Below are 16,799 nucleotides of genomic sequence, written 5' to 3'. Positions count from 1 at the left end.
CCGCACGTCGGATTTCATCCAATTTGCCATCATTGTGTTAAACAGGCCCTCCTCTTGACATCGCTGCACGTCAACAACGGCGTACCTTACGATGGTAGCGATTCACAGAACCGCTCAGCCAGTGGACAATGTCACAAAAGCCCCCCTCACAGGAGCCCCAGAATGTCCGTTCCAAAGACGATGTTTCAACTCAGCGGTCGCGGTTACGCAGCAGCCAACCTCAGCCATGCGACCCTCGTGATCATCGACGCCCAGAAGGAATACCTCAGCGGCCCGCTCGCCCTTTCGGGCATGGACGCAGCAGTCAGCAATATCAAGCAGCTTGTGTCATCAGCGCGCAACGCCGGGCGCCCGATTGTGCATGTGCGTCACCTCGGTACCGTCGGTGGCCTATTCGACCCCCAAGGCGAGCGCGGCGAATTCATTCCCGGCCTGGAGCCCATGGCTGACGAAACCATCATCGGCAAGCTGCTGCCCAGCGCGTTCCACGGCACCGGCCTGGAGAAACACTTGCAGGACCTCGGCTCGCTGGACCTGATCGTCTGCGGCTTCATGAGCCACTCCAGCGTCAGCACCACCGTGCGTGCCGCCAAGAACCTGGGCTTTCGCTGCACCTTGGTGGAAGACGCCTGCGCCACCCGTGACTTGCCTTACAAGGGCGGCATCCTGAGCGCTGAACATGTGCAACAGACCGAAATGGCCATCATGGCTGACAACTTCGCCACCTTGGCGCTGACCAAAGATCTGATCTGATCGCCCTTCTGATGAGCGGCGCGGCAGTGTTTATTGCCCCGCTCATCCGCAAAGCCCTTTCATTTGGCGCATTTACCTCTGCTCCCGGAACAACCTGTGTATTGTCCGGTCGAAGGGCCGATACCCTGGAGGAAAGGTCGGAATGAAGATATCCGATGGTTTTGATGCTCGTCGCTTGCGCCCCAAGGGCCCAAGCAACTGGCGTCTGCGCTTGGTAGCCGGCTTTGCCGCGCTGCTGGCGATTGTTGGTGTGTTGATGGTCGGCGCTGGTGGTGCCGGTTTGCTGGGCCATTCGCCCGCGCTTGGCGAACTGAATGCCAGCCCTGGCGGCTCGGCGATCCTGTTGGGGATCGGGCTGCTGGTGCTGTGGCTGGGCGTGTGGTTGTGGCGGCGCAGCCGTCGGAAAATGCGCCAACCCCTGTCACTGAACATCGCCTCTCACCTGATGAAAAAGCACGACTGATGGCGCTTGGATAGCGTTTCCTGCGCCCTGGCCGCCGCGATTTAGGTAAACTGCCCGCCCTTCGCGGAGGCTGACATGCAAGACGACGATTTTTCCCTGTTCAAAAACGAGCTGCGCGGCGTCAAGCCGATCAAGCACGACCGCGCCGATACCGGCAAACCCAAGGCCGACCGGGCGCAGATCGCCAAGCTGCGCCAGGCTGCTACCGTGCGCACAGACGCCACCACTGTGGATGGCCTGTCGGACCAGTTCGTGATCGACGTCGGCCCCGAAGACGAGTTGATGTGGGCCCGCGACGGCGTGCAGGAAAGCCAGATGCGCAAGCTCAAGGTCGGCCAGATCCCGTTCGAAGGCAGCCTCGACCTGCACGGCATGACCGTGGAAAAAGCCCGCGAAACCCTGCGGGCTTTTCTCGCCGAAGCGACCAAGTTCGAAATCCGCTGCGTGCGCGTCACCCACGGCAAGGCTGTGCGGCTGGACGGCAAACGCCCAATGATCAAGAGTCACGTCAACACTTGGCTGCGCCAGCATGCCCAGGTACTGGGTTTTACCTCGTGCCAGGCCCGCCACGGCGGCGCGGGTGCGGTGTATGTGATGCTCAAGCGCACCATGATGGAAGGGCGCGACGAGTAACAAGTGCCATCGTCAGGCTTGCAGCGATGTGCCGGCCACCGTAACCTTGCGCTTTGCGAAAATCCCACAGGTAGTTTCATGTCCCTGGAACAGAATTACACCGCGATCCTCGGCCAGCTCGGCGAGGACGTTTCCCGCGAGGGTCTGCTCGACACGCCAAAACGTGCCGCCAAGGCGATGCAGTACCTCTGCCGCGGTTATGAACAGACACTGGAAGAAGTCACCAACGGTGCCTTGTTCAGCTCCGACAACAGCGAAATGGTGCTGGTCAAGGACATCGAGTTGTACTCGCTGTGCGAACACCACCTGCTGCCGTTCATCGGCAAGGCCCACGTTGCGTACATCCCAAGCGGCAAAGTGCTGGGCCTGTCCAAGGTCGCGCGGATTGTCGATATGTACGCGCGCCGCCTGCAGATCCAGGAAAACCTCAGCCGTCAGATCGCCGATGCGGTGATGCAAGTGACCGGCGCCCTGGGCGTGGCGGTCGTGATCGAGGCCAAGCACATGTGCATGATGATGCGCGGTGTGGAGAAACAGAATTCGTCGATGATCACCTCGGTGATGTTGGGTGAGTTCCGCGAAAACGCGGCAACCCGCAGCGAATTCCTCAGCCTGATCAAGTAACGGGCTGCGCAGGAAAAGGCCGGCGTTCATCGCCGGTTTTTTTTCGCCTGCAGAATTCCTGTAAGCTGCGGCCCCTTCTTCATGGGCAAGAGGTTTCAGCCATGTTCGTCAAAGCACTTCGAGTGGGCCTCGGCCACGTCATCATAGCGGGCGATTTCCTGACCCGCCCACGCAAAAAGCAGCGCCCTGCCGAGCAACAGGCACAGGTGAATGCGGCGGCCAAGGAATTGACGCTGTATCAGTTCCACGCCTGCCCGTTTTGCGTGAAGACCCGCCGCACCCTGCACCGCCTGAATGTGCCGGTGGCGTTGAAGGACGCAAAGAACAACGAACAGGACCGCCAGACCCTGCTGGAACAAGGTGGCAAGATCAAAGTGCCGTGCTTGCGCATTGAAGAGAATGGCCAGGTCACTTGGATGTACGACTCCAAAGTGATCATTGATTACCTGGATACGCGGTTTGCTGCCATCTAACAAGCACCGCTGTCACTGTGGGAGCTGGCTTGCCTGCGATGGCGGTGTATCAGTAGCAGAAATGCAAGCTGATTCACCGCCATCGCAGGCAAGCCCGCTCCCACATTTAGTTTTGTATTGGCAAATCAATGTCGAGCAGCGCCGAACCCAGGCATTTGCCATGGGCATCCAGCGCCAGCGAGCGTGTGACGCCGCCGCGCAAGATCCCCGGCAATACAAAGTTCAGCGCCTGCACATTCGGCAACTCATAGCGCCGCACCTTTGCCCCCGCTTCCAGCAAACCGACAAAGTACTCAGCCACCCGCTCAGCCGTCAGCTGTTCACACAGCAACGAATAATCCTCGGCCCGATACGCAATGATCGAAATGTTCGACGTGTCGCCCTTATCCCCCGTGCGGGAATGGGCCAGCGTGTGCAGCTTCATGCTTCGATCCTCGGGTTGACCTGATTGCGCGGCAACAACAGCGACGCTACCGCCACCACTTGCCGCACACTCTTGCTTGCACCGCCGCCGCCGGATGGGCCGTTGGTGTAGAGGGTTTCGACTTCGTTGCCGACGCGCACCGCTTCACTGCGATCTTCACAACGGGCCGCCACACGCAGGCGCACTTCCCAGGGTTCGACAGTGCTGCGAGGGCCGTGGAGCGAGTCCATGCCGATCAGTTCGGCGCGCACGTCCTGCATTTTCACGCCCATCAACTCCAAGCGTTTGAGGACGACATCCCGCGCCAGCTGCGCCCGTGCGACAGCACCGGGGCCGCCGTAGGACATCTGTCCCTCGCCAATCCAACCGTCCAGATAGCCGACACTGACTTTCAGCTGTTCGGGGCGGGAACGGCCGCCGGCACCTGCGGCTCGAACGCGGTCTATGCCCTCCTCGACAAAACCCACTTGAGAGAAGTCCGCCGTGACATCCGGCGTCAGATACGCCGCTGGGTCATGCACTTCGTATATCAGCTGCTCAGTGCAGGTGGCACGGCTTACCCGGCCGCCCGACCCCGTCACCTTGGTGATCACGGCTTCGCCGTCTGCATCGATCTCGGCCAGTGGGAAACCCAGGCGCGCCAGGTCATCCACATCCTTGAAGCCAGGATCGGCAAAATACCCGCCGCTGACCTGCCCGGCGCATTCGAGCAAATGCCCCACCAACGTACCGCGCCCCAATCGCTGCCAATCGTCCGCCGCCCAGCCGAACTCAAACATCTGTGGCGCGAGGAATAGCGACGGGTCGGCCACCCTCCCGGTGATCACCACGTCCGCATCAGCGCGCAACGCTTCCAGGATGCCGTCGACGCCCAAATAGGCATTCGCAGAAATCAGCCGCTCGCCCAACGACCCGACAGTCTGGCCGTTATCCAACAGAAATTCGGGGGCCAGCACATTGAGCACGTCATCGCCGACCACGGCGACCACCTTGAGCTCAAGGCCCAGCTCAAGTGCAATACGCCGCACCTCATCTGCCGCCGACACCGGATTGGCCGCGCCCATATTGGTGATCACCCGCAAGCGACGACGCCCGCCCTTCGCGCCTAAAAAAGGCAGTACGCGGCGCATGCGTTCACTCAATAGCGGGTCATAACCCCCCTGTGGATCGCTGATCCGCGCCTGTTGCGCCAAGGCGATCGTGCGTTCAGCCAGGCATTCGAACACCAGGTAATCCAAATCGCCCTGTTCGGCCAACTCCACAGCAGGTTCGATACGGTCGCCGGAATAGCCGGCGCCGGAACCGATGCGCAAGGTTTTCATCTCAAATCACTCCCAGCAGCAACGCAGTCAGGGTCATCAACACCGACGCGGCAAACAGAAACGGAATGGTGAAGCGCTGGTGATCGGCCAATTCGACCTTGCACAGGCCCACCAACAGAAAGGTAGCGGGGGTCAGCGGGCTGACCGGGAAGCCGGTAGTGTGCACGCCCAGCAACGAGGCCTGGGCCACTTGCAGCGGGTCCACGCCGAGGGCTTTGCCCACTTCGGCGATCACCGGCATCACGCCGAAATAGTAGGAGTCAGGGTCAAACAACATGCTCAACGGCATGGAAATAAAGCCCACCACCGCCGGGATCAACTTGCCGTGTCCCGCTGGAATCTGCGCCACCGCCACTTCGGCAATGGCCTTGAGCATGCCGGTGCCCTGCATGATGCCGGTGAACACACCGGCGGCGAGCAGGATACTGGCCATGGTCAGGGCGGTTTTCGCGTGGGCGTCGATGCGCGCGCGCTGAGCATCGACGTTCGGGTAGTTGATGCACAGCGCCACCACGGTACCGAGCATGAACATCACCACCGGATCGACCCAGCCGGCAATCATCACCACCATCACCAGCACGGTGAGAATCAGGTTGACCCAGAACAACCGTGGGCGGCGCAGCTTGATGTCGTCGTCACTGAGCACGCGCTGAGGCATGGCATCGACCGTGGAGCCGGCGCCCAGGCCCAGGCGTTTTTCTTCGCGACGGCCCAGCCACCAGGCACAAGCGAACACGAAGATCAGCCCGACGATCTGCACCGGGATCAACGGCTGGAACAGGTCCGCCACCGGCACATGCAGGGCTGCCGACGAGCGCAATACCGGGCCGGTCCACGGCAGGAAATTCACCCCGGCGGCCATCGCACACACGCAGGCGAGGATGCGTTTGTCGATGCCGAGCCGCGTGTACAGAGGCAGCATCGCCGGCACCGTCACCAAAAAGGTCACTGCGCCGGAACCGTCCAGGTGCACCAGCAACGCCAGGGTCGCGGTGCCGACAACAATTCGTGTAGGGCGCGTCCCCACCGTACGCAGGATGCGGTCAATGATGGGGTCGAGCATGCCAGCGTCGGTCATGATCCCGAAAAACAGAATCGCAAACACAAACATGCCCACCACAGGGGCAACGTTCTTGATACCGGTAATGATGAAGGCACTGGTTTGCAGGCCGAAACCGCCGAGCAGCGCGGCGATGATCGGCAAGGCGATCAGGGCTACCAGGGGCGAGAGGCGTTTGCTCATGACGGCAGCGAGCAGGCACAGGATGGTAATGACACCCAGGGTTGCGAGCATGGGTTACTCCAGAGCGGCCTTTGTGGCCGGTTATTGTTTTCCCTGGAGTATTGGAAGCGGGTTAGTCTTTGTAAATTGGAATATTCGGCCTAGCACGTTCGGAAAAACAAAATGAAGAACAGCATCCAGCACATTCAGGCATTTCTCGCGGTGGCCCGCACCGGCAGTTTCACCAAGGCTGCCAATGAACTGCATCTGTCGCCCTCGGCGCTGACGGTGCAGGTGCAGCAACTGGAAGACTGGCTCGGCGTCGCCCTGCTCGACCGCAGTCCGCGCCACGTCAGCATTACCGCCGCCGGTCAGGATGCCCGTGGTCCCATGGAAAAACTGCTGCTGGACCTGGACAACATCGTCACCGGCTCCCGCGACCTCGCCGCGTTGCGCCGGGGCGTAGTGACCATCGCCGCCCTGCCCTCGGTGTGTGCCGGCTCTCTGCCACCGGTGCTGCGCCTGTTTCGCGAGCACTTCGCCGGGATCGAAGTACGCCTGCATGACCTGGTGGCGCACCGCATTCACGCCCAAGTGCGTTCCGGCGACGTGGACTTCGGCATTGGCGTGCGCGCACGGCTCAGCCATGGGCTGGACTTTGTGCCGGTGCTGAATGATCGCTTGTGTGCTTTTTTGCCACTGGATCATCCCCTCACTCGCCATCGTCAATTGACCCTGAAGCAACTGGCGGACCAGCCGATCATCCTAACGGGGCGCGACAGCAGCGTGCGTGAGCAGGTGGATGCGTTGTTCGATGAAACGCGACTGACGATGAATGCGGGGATGGAGGCCAACTACATGTCGACGGTGTTGGCGTTGGTGCGCCAGGGGCTGGGGATCAGCGTATTGCCAGAGTCGGCGGCGGACAGCCTGGAGGGGTTGAAGCGGATTAACATCGATCACCCCGGCGTTAACCGGGAGATCGGGTTGATCAGCCGTAGCGGGACGAGCTTGAGCCCGGCGGCACAGCGCTGTTTCGATCTGCTCAGTGAAAAATTACCTGGCACAACATAGCGCTAAAGTTAGAGCAGGCTTGTGTGGGAGCCGGGCTTGCCCGCGATGGCATCACCTCGGTACAACTGACAGACCGAGTTGCCCGCATCGCAGGCAAGCCAGCTCCCACATGTCGACCGAGTGAATCAGTCCAGCATCGGCACATGCTTGGGATGGCTGGCTACCCGCGCCAGCCACGCCTGCACCGCCGGGTATGGCGCCAGATCAAACCCACCCTCATGCGCCACATGCGTATAGGCATACAACGCAATATCGGCAATCGAATACTGCTCGCCCACCAGGTACGGCGTGGCCTGCAGTTGGCGTTCCATCACCTTCAGCGCTTTGTAGCCGCGCTTATGGCAGGTCTTGTATTCCTCCAGGCGGTCTTCGGGCATGTTCAGGTAAAACTGGATAAACCGCGCCACAGCAATGTACGGCTCATGGCTGTACTGCTCGAAGAACTGCCATTGCAGCACCTGGGTGCGCAAACGCGGCTCGCTGGGCAGGAACTCGCTGCCATCGGCCAGGAAATTGAGGATCGCATTGGACTCCCACAGACAGGTGCCGTCTTCCAGCTCCAGTACCGGGATCTTGCCGTTGGGGTTCTTGGCCAGGAACTCGGCGGTCTGGGTGTCGCCGTTGAGGATATCCACGTCGATCCATTGATAGGGAATGCCCAGCAGGTTGAGCATCAATTTGACCTTGTAGCAGTTGCCCGACTTGTAATCGCCATAAACCTTGTACATGGTGCTCCCCTTATGCCGCTTGCGCGTGCTGTGCTTGACGGACCACCGTGGCCAGGCGCTTGAGACCTTCATCCAGGCGGGCCGGGTCGATATGGCTGAAATTGAGCCGCAATGAACCCAGGTGTTGGTCCGGCTCGGAAAAGAACGGTTCACCGGGCATGAACGCGACGTCCTGATCGAGCGATGGAGCCAACAAAGTGCGGGTGTCCAACGGCTGTTTCAAGGTCAGCCAGAAGAATAATCCGCCCTGGGGCACTTGCCAGTCGGCCAGGTCAGCGAAGTGACGCTCCAGCGCGGACTGAAAGGCATCGCGGCGTTCGCGGTAGAAGCTGCGCAATTCCTGCAGGTGTTGCTGGTATTTCTCCGTGCCGATCCACTGCATTGCCTGCCATTGGCCGACACGGTTGGTGTGCAAGTCGGCCGACTGCTTGAGCTTGAGCAAGTGCGGAAACAGGTCCGGACTGGCGATCAAATAGCCGACGCGCAGCCCTGGCAGCAGGGTTTTGGACACCGTGCCGGTGTAGATCCAACTGGCTTTTTTCAGACGCCCTGCGATGGGTTTGGCGCTGCCACCGTCGAAGGTCAATTCGCGGTAGGGTTCGTCTTCGATCAGCGTCACGCCGAACGCGTCCAGCAGTGCGGCGACGGCTTCGCGCTTGGCCTCGCTGTAGCGCACGGCCGAGGGGTTCTGGAAAGTCGGGATCAGGTAGATGAACGCCGGGCGATGGCGCTCCAGGTTGGCGCGCAGCGCGGCCAAGTCCGGGCCGTCGGCCTCCAACTGCACAGTGAGGCAGTCGGCGCCGAACAGTTGGAAGATCTGCAACGCCGCCAGGTAGGTCGGGCCTTCCAGCAGGATTTGAGTGCCTTTGTCGATATACAGCTTGGCTGCCAGGTCCAGGGTTTGCTGAGAACCACTGACCACCAGCACCTGGCTGGCCTGGCACGGCACGCCAAGCGCGCGGGCCTCGGCGGCGAGCAATTCGCGCAACTGCGGCTCCCCTTCACTCATGCCGTACTGGCCAACGTTCAGTGGCATGTCATCCCAATTGAGCGCAGGCAACATGGCTTCGGCCGGCAGGCCACCGGCGAACGACATCACTTCCGGGCGCTGGGCTGCCGCGAGGATTTCACGGATCAAGGAGCTTTTGAGGCGCGTAACACGTTCAGAGAAGGCCATAGGGTCACCGGTAGCGAAGACTGTAGGAAATACGTCAAACTGGTTGACCGAAATTACGACGACTCGCACGGATACGTCAATATGCTTGACCTTAAGAACCCAACCGCTCAGCAAGAAGCCATGGAGGCGTTCTTCTTCGGCTACCAGGCGTTCACCGCCAAGGCTGACGAAATGCTTGAGCGCCGCGGCCTGAGCCGAGTGCACCAGCGCATCGTGTTTTTTATCGCGCGCTACCCCGCGCTGAGCGTGAAGGAACTGCTGGAATTGCTCGGCGTGAGCAAACAAGCGCTGAACATGCCGCTGCGCCAATTACAGGAAATGCACTTGGTAATCAGCGTTGCGTCCGAGACCGACAAGCGCAAACGCCTGTTGGAATTGAGCGAAGAAGGCCTGCGTTTCGAACAGTCACTGCGCCGCGAACAAGTGAAGCTGCTGCAACGCGCGTTCAGCGAAGCGGGGGAAGAAGCGGTGATGGGATGGCTGGCCGTCAATCAGGCCCTGAGTGCAGCGAACTAGCCTTTCATCCAACTATTCGAAAACATTATTTGCTTTCTTTGTATACAAAAGCATAATTCGCCTCGTGCGAGTTCCTGACCTATTGGTCAACAAAACCCGCCAGTACCTCAAAGCGCTGTTGCCCACATTTGTGACCGGCGCTGTAAATAACAATAAAACTCTTGAGGAGTACTCGCTGTGGATAGCCGCAAATCCGAAGCCCCGACGCTGGACATCGCCCCGCCCACTAACAGCTGGCTAGAACGTTTGTTCAAACTCAGCGCGCATGGCACCACAGTGAAGACCGAGCTGATCGCCGGCCTCACCACCTTCATCACCATGGCTTACATCATCTTCGTCAACCCCAACATCATGGCCGACGCCGGCATCGATCACGGCGCGGCGTTTGTTGCCACCTGCATCGCCGCCGCACTGGGTTGCCTGTTGATGGGCCTGTACGCCAACTGGCCGGTGGGCCTGGCGCCGGGCATGGGGCTGAATGCGTTCTTCACCTACACCGTGGTCGGCACCATGGGCTACCACTGGGAAACCGCGCTGGGTGCGGTGTTCATTTCCGGTGTGCTGTTCATGGGCCTGACCCTGTCCCGTGTGCGTGAATGGCTGCTCAACAGCATCCCCGTGAGCCTGCGCCACGCGATGGGCGCGGGCGTCGGCCTGTTTCTCGGGGTGATCGGCTTGAAAACCGCCGGCATCATCGTCGACAGCCCGGTTACGTTGATCAAGCTCGGTTCGCTGCACGAACCGGCGCCACTGCTGGCGGCGGTGTGCTTCCTGCTGATTGCCATCCTCAGTTACCACCGCGTATTCGGCGCAATCCTCATCAGCATCATCGCTGTGACCCTCGCGGGTTGGGGCCTGGACCTGGTGCACTACAACGGCATTCTCTCCACGCCACCGAGCCTGGCGCCTACCTGGATGGCTATGGATATCAAAGGTGTATTCAATGTCAGCATGATTAGCGTTGTTTTCGCGTTTCTTTTTGTACACATGTTCGATACCGCAGGTACACTGATGGGCGTCGCGCAACGGGCGGGCCTGGTGAATGCCGATGGCAAGATCGACAACCTGTCCCGCGCACTAAAGGCTGATAGTGCTTCCAGCGTATTTGGCGCGATGGTCGGTGTGCCACCGGTCACGAGCTATGTTGAAAGTGCTGCGGGTGTGGCCGCTGGCGGTCGCACCGGGCTCACCGCCGTGACCGTGGGCGTGCTGTTTGTGGCGGCGATGTTTTTTGCACCACTGGCCGGCATGATCCCGGCGTATGCCACTGCCGGTGCATTGATCTATGTGGCAATGCTGATGATGGCGAGCATGGCCCATATCAACTGGGATGAAGCCACCGACAGCATTCCGGCGATTGTCACCGCGATCATGATGCCGCTGACGTTCTCGGTGGCCGACGGTATCGCCCTGGGCTTCATCACGTATGTGGCGCTCAAGGCCGGCACCGGCAAGTACCGCGAGATTTCCGTCAGCCTGTGGGTGTTGTGCGCGATCTTTATCGCCAAATTCATATTTCTATAAAAGGAGTAACGGATGAACCTGGAAACCTGGCTACTGTTCAGCGGCGCGGCATTGGTGGTGATCCTGATCCCGGGACCATTGTCACTGTTGATGATCAGCAACAGTCTCAACTACGGCCTGCGCCGTTCGTATCCAGCGTTTCTCGGTGGGGTGTTTGCCTCGATCTGCCTGCTGAGCGCCTCGGCCCTGGGCCTGGGCGCCTTGTTACTGGCGTCGGAACAGCTGTTCAGCGCATTGAAGATCGTCGGCGCGGCGTACCTGTTCTACCTCGCCTGGCAGAGTTGGATGCAATCACGCCAGCCGGCGCAGGGCGCTGAAGTTCCGCAGTTGGCTGCTACGCCCCGCTTTCGCACGCTGTTTGGTCGCGCGTTTGTGTTGGGTGCCAGCAACCCCAAGGACATCCTGTTTTTCGCCGCCTTCCTGCCGCAGTTTCTCAGTGGCGAGCAGCCGTTCCTGCCACAACTGCTGATCATGATCGCCACATGGACCGTACTCGACCTGCTCTGCAAGCTGGCCTATGGCTTGGGCGCTCATGGTGCTGCTCGTTACCTTCGCAGCGGCAAGGGCCAGAGCTGGTTCAACCGCGTCAGTGCGGGACTGTTTGGCGGTGCAGGCATGATGGCGTTGATGAAGGTCAGGATGGACTCACTTTGACGAAATAAACGGTGGGAGGGACCGTACTCATGATAGGCCATTGAATGCCTGCCACGATCCGAACCAATCGCCCTTCCCCCCAGGCACTTCTGACTGGCGCGAATCTTGGATTTATTGCGTTATTGCTAATGGTCTTGTTGAACCATCCATCAGTTAGCCTTTGTCCTAAGCTGACACTCCCTTTCTCCACCCAGTGGAGTGACACGTAATAAAGGGAATTCGAACCGGCGTGCGTCGCTGCAAACTCAAATGAACGAGCACCGTGGCGCACCACCCCTAGCTGATGAATCGTGAAGCCTTGCTGCAGCAGCACGTACTCAACAGCGGCAATCATTGCAGGGCTGCGCATAGAAGCAGCATGAGATGTAACGACCCACAATGAGGGGTCTAAACCATGCGGTTTAAAGTCAACACGCGTGAAGCCAGGGGTAACGCCTTGGTAGCTGATAAACAAATGGTGGCGACGCCTTTCAAGAGGCCGCAACATTCTCAGCAGATCGTCCGTTTGCCCTGGCAGGGCAGGCAGTGGCGGCAACCATTTGTCCAACGTCGAACGAATGTTAAGCAAATGAGTAGCCGTTGCAGCCCCCTCCGGCCCAGACAACTCAGTGATGCGTATGACCGTGAAATCTCGACTTCTGGTTGTCATGGTAGGAAAGGCCGCACCTACAGACTGAGCCAACGGCCTGTCGAACAGTGGAGCATGCAGTGCCCACCCGTTCTTCGAGGTAAATGACATTGGAAGGGGTTGTTCATGCAGCGCCGTGCTTGTCCAGCGCTTGATATCATCGAGCGCATTTGAAGCCAACGGCTCGTTCTTTGTCATGAATACAATACGGTTCAAAGGTGCCTGATGACCTTCAGGAAGCAACCTGTAAAAACCGCTGGTCAGATGGTCAAAGGCAACATTCGGCGGGGCGACTCGCGCAACATTGTAAGAAAAACCAGAGGCTCCACTGGGAACGTGAAAAACACCCGGAGCAGGAGAAATCAATTGCCGATAATCCGGGGGAGTCATACCCCAACTCACCCAATGATTCGTCGTCGTAGATGATTGAAGAATCGAATTTTCCGTCGCCGTGCGCACAACGGGCGGCCACCAATCAGGCGGGGGTGACACTGGCCGCTGCCACGGATTGAGCACTCCCGAACTCGTCCCCGCCACCGGCAGGGGCGCGTCCGCACCCAATAGCCACTCGCCCGACTCGTGAATGTTCAGAATCAGTTCATCCTGACCCGCTACCTGCTGGTTTTTCAGGCGAAATAACGCTTCGTTGCTACGCCGGTAAACCGGGTAATGGTGCGTGCCATCTTTAACAAACAGTGCTCCATCCTTCGCATACACACCCCTTTCACTCGGCCCTTTGAGCGCCACAGCGCCCTCCGGCGCCAACTTGACCTTAAAAGACTCCAGCGCCGGAAGTTGCCTCACCGATGACGCCGGACGAGAAACGGTTCCCGGTTCCACACGCCAGCGGCGTATCCGCCCCAAAGCCTTAGGCAAAGCAGGCCGTATAGCAGCAGACGCCACGGCACCCGCGTTCTTGGGGAAGGGGCTGGGTATGAAAAGCGTCGCCAGATCGACCAAAAAGAATTTAATCGAATCGGCCAACACGCGTTTATCAAGAGGGTAGCTGGAACGCTGATAACGTCGCACCGCCAAGTACAATTCATTGGCGCTATTCAACAACCCGAATAACGGAAAAAAAATACTTAACACCATCTTCGTTTTGGCTACGCTCTCGTCTTCTTTGCGCCGGATTCGATAGTCCCTGAGCGCCTCATTGGAGTAACTGGCCGCCTGTGTCTGGCGTTGCAGTTCATGCACATGGGCACGGTACAGCAATGCCTGGGCATTGCAGTTGGTCAAGGCGACAATCACCAGCCAATCCTGTGGATGACTGGCAATCTGTTCGAACACCTGCGCTTCTATCTCATCAACCGAAAGCGATGGTTCCAGATACTTTGCCTTGGACTCGCGAGATAAATGCCACTCTCCTTTCACAAAATAGATATGAGCCCTTTCTCTACGAACGTCGATGGAAGTGGGAGGTTGAAACAGAGTCCCGAACGATGCCCGAAACGCCCAGCCTGGTGTGACCTGCCGTGCGAGCGTCTTGGCGTTATCTGGCAATGCGGCAAAGCGATTCAATTCAGCACTGGCCTTTTCAAGGCTGCTGTACTCAGTGAGCACCAACGCCTGCGGGGCCTGTGGCCAGTAAACCACGCAAAGCGCCGAGCGCTTGTCTTGCACGATTACTATTCCTGCGACGTAGCGATCATGCAGCATGGTATGCCCCACCCAAAAAACCACATGCAGTTGTAACTCATGCTGGTTTCTCAATAGATCCTGTGGCGTTCGGGCAGCCATCGCCGTGCTGAATACGCTTTGCGCTTTCACCGAGACCCCCTGTTGAACGGCTAAAAACAGATGATAATCAGCGCCCGAAGACAGCGCGCGATTCAATAACTCAGGGATACGTCCTTCCGAGAGCAAGTGCTCGGGGTGAACGGGCGGATAGAAAACTTCTCCGATCAGTGCGTCGTACCGGCCGCCGATATTTAGCGAAGAGATCATATTCCTCAGATGGCCAGGAGAAAGATGGTCTGGCCACGTCCATCGCAGATAGCAAGCACGCTTTAATTGATGTTCCGTCCAGGTTGCCTCCGGATCCAGGTTTTGCAGGGCCAGATCCAACAAGCTGAAGGCTCTGCATGAAGCAGCAGACTTAGGCAGTACATTTTTCGGATCTTTCAGGAGGCAAGCATCTTGATAATCACAATAGGTGCCGTGAATATCCCCTGACATCGCTATAAAGGGCTCATCAAGACCAATCCCCAGAGAGATCCCGTCGCGACGTAAACGCGCGGCCAACTCCTCGCGGGCATACGTGTACAAATCCGGCAAACGTTGTTCTTGCCGTGCCAGGAATGCCCAGGCACTGCCCAGGTAAAGCTTTTGCAAGCGCAAGAAAATTTTACGCTGCGCATGCTTAGCCCCCGCCAACCATGCCGGCAGTTTTTTCGTTTCAAGCGCGACCTTGCGCAGCAGTTCAATATTCTTCTGCGCATGGCTCAGAGCACTATTGACGGGAATTTGCAGTTGTTGCACCAGTTCCGTCAGCAGTAGTGCACGGGCCAACTCGGCATCCGTCACTTCACTGAAAATGCGCGTGATGTCGTCGGTGCGGTTGCACAAGCGCTCATAGGACATAACGAGGTCACGGATGAAAACCCTTGCATATCTGCCATCGATGGGCACGTAGCGCGTCGCCAAGGTTTCACCTGCCGCGTGCATGCGTAAGGCATTCCGCTTATCGCGCTCCACACCGCCCCACAGCACGGAATCGTCCCGACTGGCGAGACTGGCTTTGATGCTTCGGGTCAGCGCCTCCACCCCGGCAAAAGCCAACACCCCACCCGCCGCCCCAAAAACGTACAGAACCACAGGAAGTTGGCGGGTCGGCTCCCTCAGCGCCGCTGCCGTGGTGACTACCCATGCGTTATGGAGCGGGTAGAACGTGTCTGGCTCAGTGCCAATCATGATCGAAAGCACCTGGGTTTGACTGTCGGGGCGCTTGCTTGCATAAGTCTGCTCTATCACCTCAATCATTAAGTCCCGATGAGCCGTGCTGAGCAGCTTGAGCCGGTGCTGCAACTGAACCTCACTGCGCAGGGCCTCAACCTGAGCGTTGATGAATAGCGAAATACGGTTGGGCGTTCCCTCCCCACCGGGTCTCTCAGCCCAAAAGTCCACAAGCAGCAACTGTTGCGGCGCGCACTTCATCAACGTCTTCAGCTCCTGTGCATGGACCTCCAATTGGCTCATCAACGACAGGACCTCTTTGTAGGCAGGTGTCTCTGCACTGGGATCCTCCGAGGCCAACAGCGCGAGCAGGCCTTTTTCGTAGCGTTTGACCTGCCTCTCTGAGGTGTGTAACGCGAGGCCGGGCGCCAGATTGGCGAAGGCTATTTCTTCTCGTCGTCGCTGATGGTCCCATTTAAGTAACTGATCACGAATGGGGCCCAGGCGAACGCCACCGATCAATTGCTTTCTGCTGCCCTCCATGAACTTAAGAAAGGGCACCGCCTCCAGCGGTTGAGGCCGGGGGTGCCCGGTAGAGAAGACGTGCGCCAGATTAACCATCAAGGCACAAGCCACTTCATTCGCCCATTGCCCCTCCAGCAACGCCCTCGCGCCCACTGCCAGTGCATCCTCCAGAATCTGCGCACCGCGAGTAAAGCCGGTTGCCGGCGACAAGCCAGCGGGTGGGCATAACCCATTGCGTCGATCTAACGGCAAGCATTGCCAGAGCTGATGAAAACGCTCTCGGCCCAGCTCCAGCAGGCCGCACTGAAGGGCGGTGAAGGTCGGGTATTCGTAAAAGTTGCGAACCACTCCTGGAAGATAAATCACGTGAGGGGCGGTACCGGGATCACCCGCCCGATAAAAATGCAATGCCCCAGGGACAGCCACCGCGGGTGTACCCGGCCACATCAACTGGCTCACATGCACGCTTGCCCAATGCCCACCTGCCCGCTGGCGAGCCTCAGCAGTCGGGGCATCAATCACGGCCTGGACCAGGTTCATTCCTGCATTCGACAGCTCTTCCAGTTGCTGCGCGATAAACGCACGATCAGCGAACAGCCCCGTATGCAATTCAATCCAACGTTCCCGCCTTGTGAGCCAGGCCCCCTCGGCCAGGGCATTCCAATAGGCTTCATGTGCGCGGGCCAGTTGGTCAGACAGACGCATCTCTACAACCTGTTGCAACACCTCCAACGGAGTGCAGGGCAATCGGCGATTCGGCTCGCCCTTGACGCTCAGGGCGGTGAACGAATTGACGTTGACTGCCACCGAAGGGTCGACCAACAGCAACAATGCCCTATCGGTCAGCGTGTCGACTTTCTCGGGTGCGTCGGGAGGCCTGGTTTCAGTAAACAACAGGCTATCCGGATCGACGTTGAACGCTTTGCGTAACGCAGCCCGAATCACACTCAAGACTTTCGGCGAGCGGCCTATCAGATTCATGAGCGCTCGTGTCGACTCATCGCACCGCAAATCAGCAAGGCTGATTTGATTAATGATTCGGCTGGGATGGGTGCAAGCGTTGATTCGCCATCGCAGTTGGTTCTGAATCTCCTGGCGCGCGTCTTGGTCAGCCATGTCTGGGTCGTCATTATCAGGACTCATGGTGCTTTCATCTAAAGG

The 16,799-nt window shown here is 58.9% G+C and carries 15 protein-coding genes; 9 read left to right on the top strand and 6 right to left on the bottom strand.

Translation table 11 applies throughout. The annotated features are described in order from the left end of the window. Window positions 1–162: 162 nt before the first annotated feature. From CFE47_RS14195 to CFE47_RS14175, 5 genes are all read left to right on the top strand, one after another. The gene (locus CFE47_RS14195) at window positions 163–753 is read left to right on the top strand and encodes a cysteine hydrolase family protein (RefSeq protein ID WP_185703793.1); all 591 of its coding nucleotides are present in this window, start codon (window positions 163–165) and stop codon (window positions 751–753) included. Window positions 754–895: 142 nt separating this feature from the next. After that, window positions 896–1,216 (top strand): hypothetical protein, encoded by a 321-nt coding sequence (locus CFE47_RS14190; RefSeq protein ID WP_286837892.1) that lies wholly within the window; start codon window positions 896–898, stop codon window positions 1,214–1,216. A gap of 75 nt (window positions 1,217–1,291) precedes the next feature. After that, window positions 1,292–1,849, top strand: a complete 558-nt coding sequence (locus CFE47_RS14185; RefSeq protein ID WP_286837890.1) for a Smr/MutS family protein — start codon at window positions 1,292–1,294, stop codon at window positions 1,847–1,849. A gap of 78 nt (window positions 1,850–1,927) precedes the next feature. Further along, window positions 1,928–2,473 (top strand): GTP cyclohydrolase I FolE, encoded by a 546-nt coding sequence (folE, locus tag CFE47_RS14180; protein ID WP_003442011.1) that lies wholly within the window; start codon window positions 1,928–1,930, stop codon window positions 2,471–2,473. 101 nt (window positions 2,474–2,574) lie between these two features. Further along, entirely contained in the window at window positions 2,575–2,946 is a 372-nt protein-coding gene (locus CFE47_RS14175; RefSeq protein WP_286837888.1) for a glutathione S-transferase N-terminal domain-containing protein, read from the top strand. A gap of 106 nt (window positions 2,947–3,052) precedes the next feature. Here CFE47_RS14175 and CFE47_RS14170 read toward each other — a convergent pair whose 3' ends face one another. The 3 genes from CFE47_RS14170 to CFE47_RS14160 are packed head-to-tail and all read right to left on the bottom strand — an operon-like array spanning window position 3,053 to window position 5,986. Further along, window positions 3,053–3,370, bottom strand: a complete 318-nt coding sequence (locus tag CFE47_RS14170) for an AtuA-related protein (protein ID WP_286837886.1) — start codon at window positions 3,368–3,370, stop codon at window positions 3,053–3,055. Further along, window positions 3,367–4,692: an acyclic terpene utilization AtuA family protein gene (locus tag CFE47_RS14165; protein ID WP_286837884.1), complete on the bottom strand. Its 1,326-nt coding sequence runs from the start codon at window positions 4,690–4,692 to the stop codon at window positions 3,367–3,369. Before CFE47_RS14165 ends, CFE47_RS14170 begins: the two co-directional genes overlap by 4 nt. A gap of 1 nt (window position 4,693) precedes the next feature. Further along, on the bottom strand, window positions 4,694–5,986 hold the full coding sequence (locus tag CFE47_RS14160; protein ID WP_185703783.1) for a CitMHS family transporter: 1,293 nt from the start codon (window positions 5,984–5,986) through the stop codon (window positions 4,694–4,696). A gap of 111 nt (window positions 5,987–6,097) precedes the next feature. Here CFE47_RS14160 and CFE47_RS14155 point away from each other — a divergent pair, with 111 nt between their 5' ends. After that, complete coding sequence (locus tag CFE47_RS14155; RefSeq protein ID WP_286837882.1) at window positions 6,098–6,988, top strand: LysR family transcriptional regulator; 891 nt, start codon at window positions 6,098–6,100, stop codon at window positions 6,986–6,988. A gap of 125 nt (window positions 6,989–7,113) precedes the next feature. Here CFE47_RS14155 and CFE47_RS14150 read toward each other — a convergent pair whose 3' ends face one another. Further along, window positions 7,114–7,716: a glutathione S-transferase family protein gene (locus CFE47_RS14150; protein ID WP_286837880.1), complete on the bottom strand. Its 603-nt coding sequence runs from the start codon at window positions 7,714–7,716 to the stop codon at window positions 7,114–7,116. Window positions 7,717–7,726: 10 nt separating this feature from the next. Beyond that, complete coding sequence (locus CFE47_RS14145) at window positions 7,727–8,893, bottom strand: aminotransferase-like domain-containing protein (RefSeq protein ID WP_286837878.1); 1,167 nt, start codon at window positions 8,891–8,893, stop codon at window positions 7,727–7,729. A gap of 81 nt (window positions 8,894–8,974) precedes the next feature. On the opposite strand from CFE47_RS14145, the gene CFE47_RS14140 reads away from it, so the two are divergent. From CFE47_RS14140 to CFE47_RS14130, 3 genes are all read left to right on the top strand, one after another. Continuing rightward, window positions 8,975–9,409 carry a MarR family winged helix-turn-helix transcriptional regulator gene (locus tag CFE47_RS14140; RefSeq protein WP_286837877.1) on the top strand — a complete coding sequence of 145 codons (435 nt, stop codon included), beginning with the start codon at window positions 8,975–8,977 and terminating at the stop codon, window positions 9,407–9,409. 177 nt (window positions 9,410–9,586) lie between these two features. Beyond that, on the top strand, window positions 9,587–10,933 hold the full coding sequence (locus CFE47_RS14135) for an NCS2 family permease (RefSeq protein ID WP_286837875.1): 1,347 nt from the start codon (window positions 9,587–9,589) through the stop codon (window positions 10,931–10,933). A 12-nt stretch (window positions 10,934–10,945) separates the two neighbouring features. Then, entirely contained in the window at window positions 10,946–11,587 is a 642-nt protein-coding gene (locus tag CFE47_RS14130) for a LysE family translocator (protein ID WP_286837873.1), read from the top strand. On the opposite strand, the gene CFE47_RS14125 is transcribed toward CFE47_RS14130, so the two are convergent. Next, window positions 11,568–16,754, bottom strand: coding sequence for a dermonecrotic toxin domain-containing protein (locus tag CFE47_RS14125; protein WP_286837871.1), 5,187 nt, complete (start codon window positions 16,752–16,754; stop codon window positions 11,568–11,570). The genes CFE47_RS14130 and CFE47_RS14125 overlap by 20 nt on opposite strands. Window positions 16,755–16,799 lie beyond the last annotated feature (45 nt).

It is taken from the genome of Pseudomonas sp. PGPPP1 (genome assembly GCF_002255865.1).
In the GTDB taxonomy this organism is placed as follows: domain Bacteria; phylum Pseudomonadota; class Gammaproteobacteria; order Pseudomonadales; family Pseudomonadaceae; genus Aquipseudomonas; species Aquipseudomonas cremoris.
The sequence above is the reverse complement of the archived record's forward strand: the minus strand, read 5'-3'. Positions and strand labels throughout refer to the sequence as shown.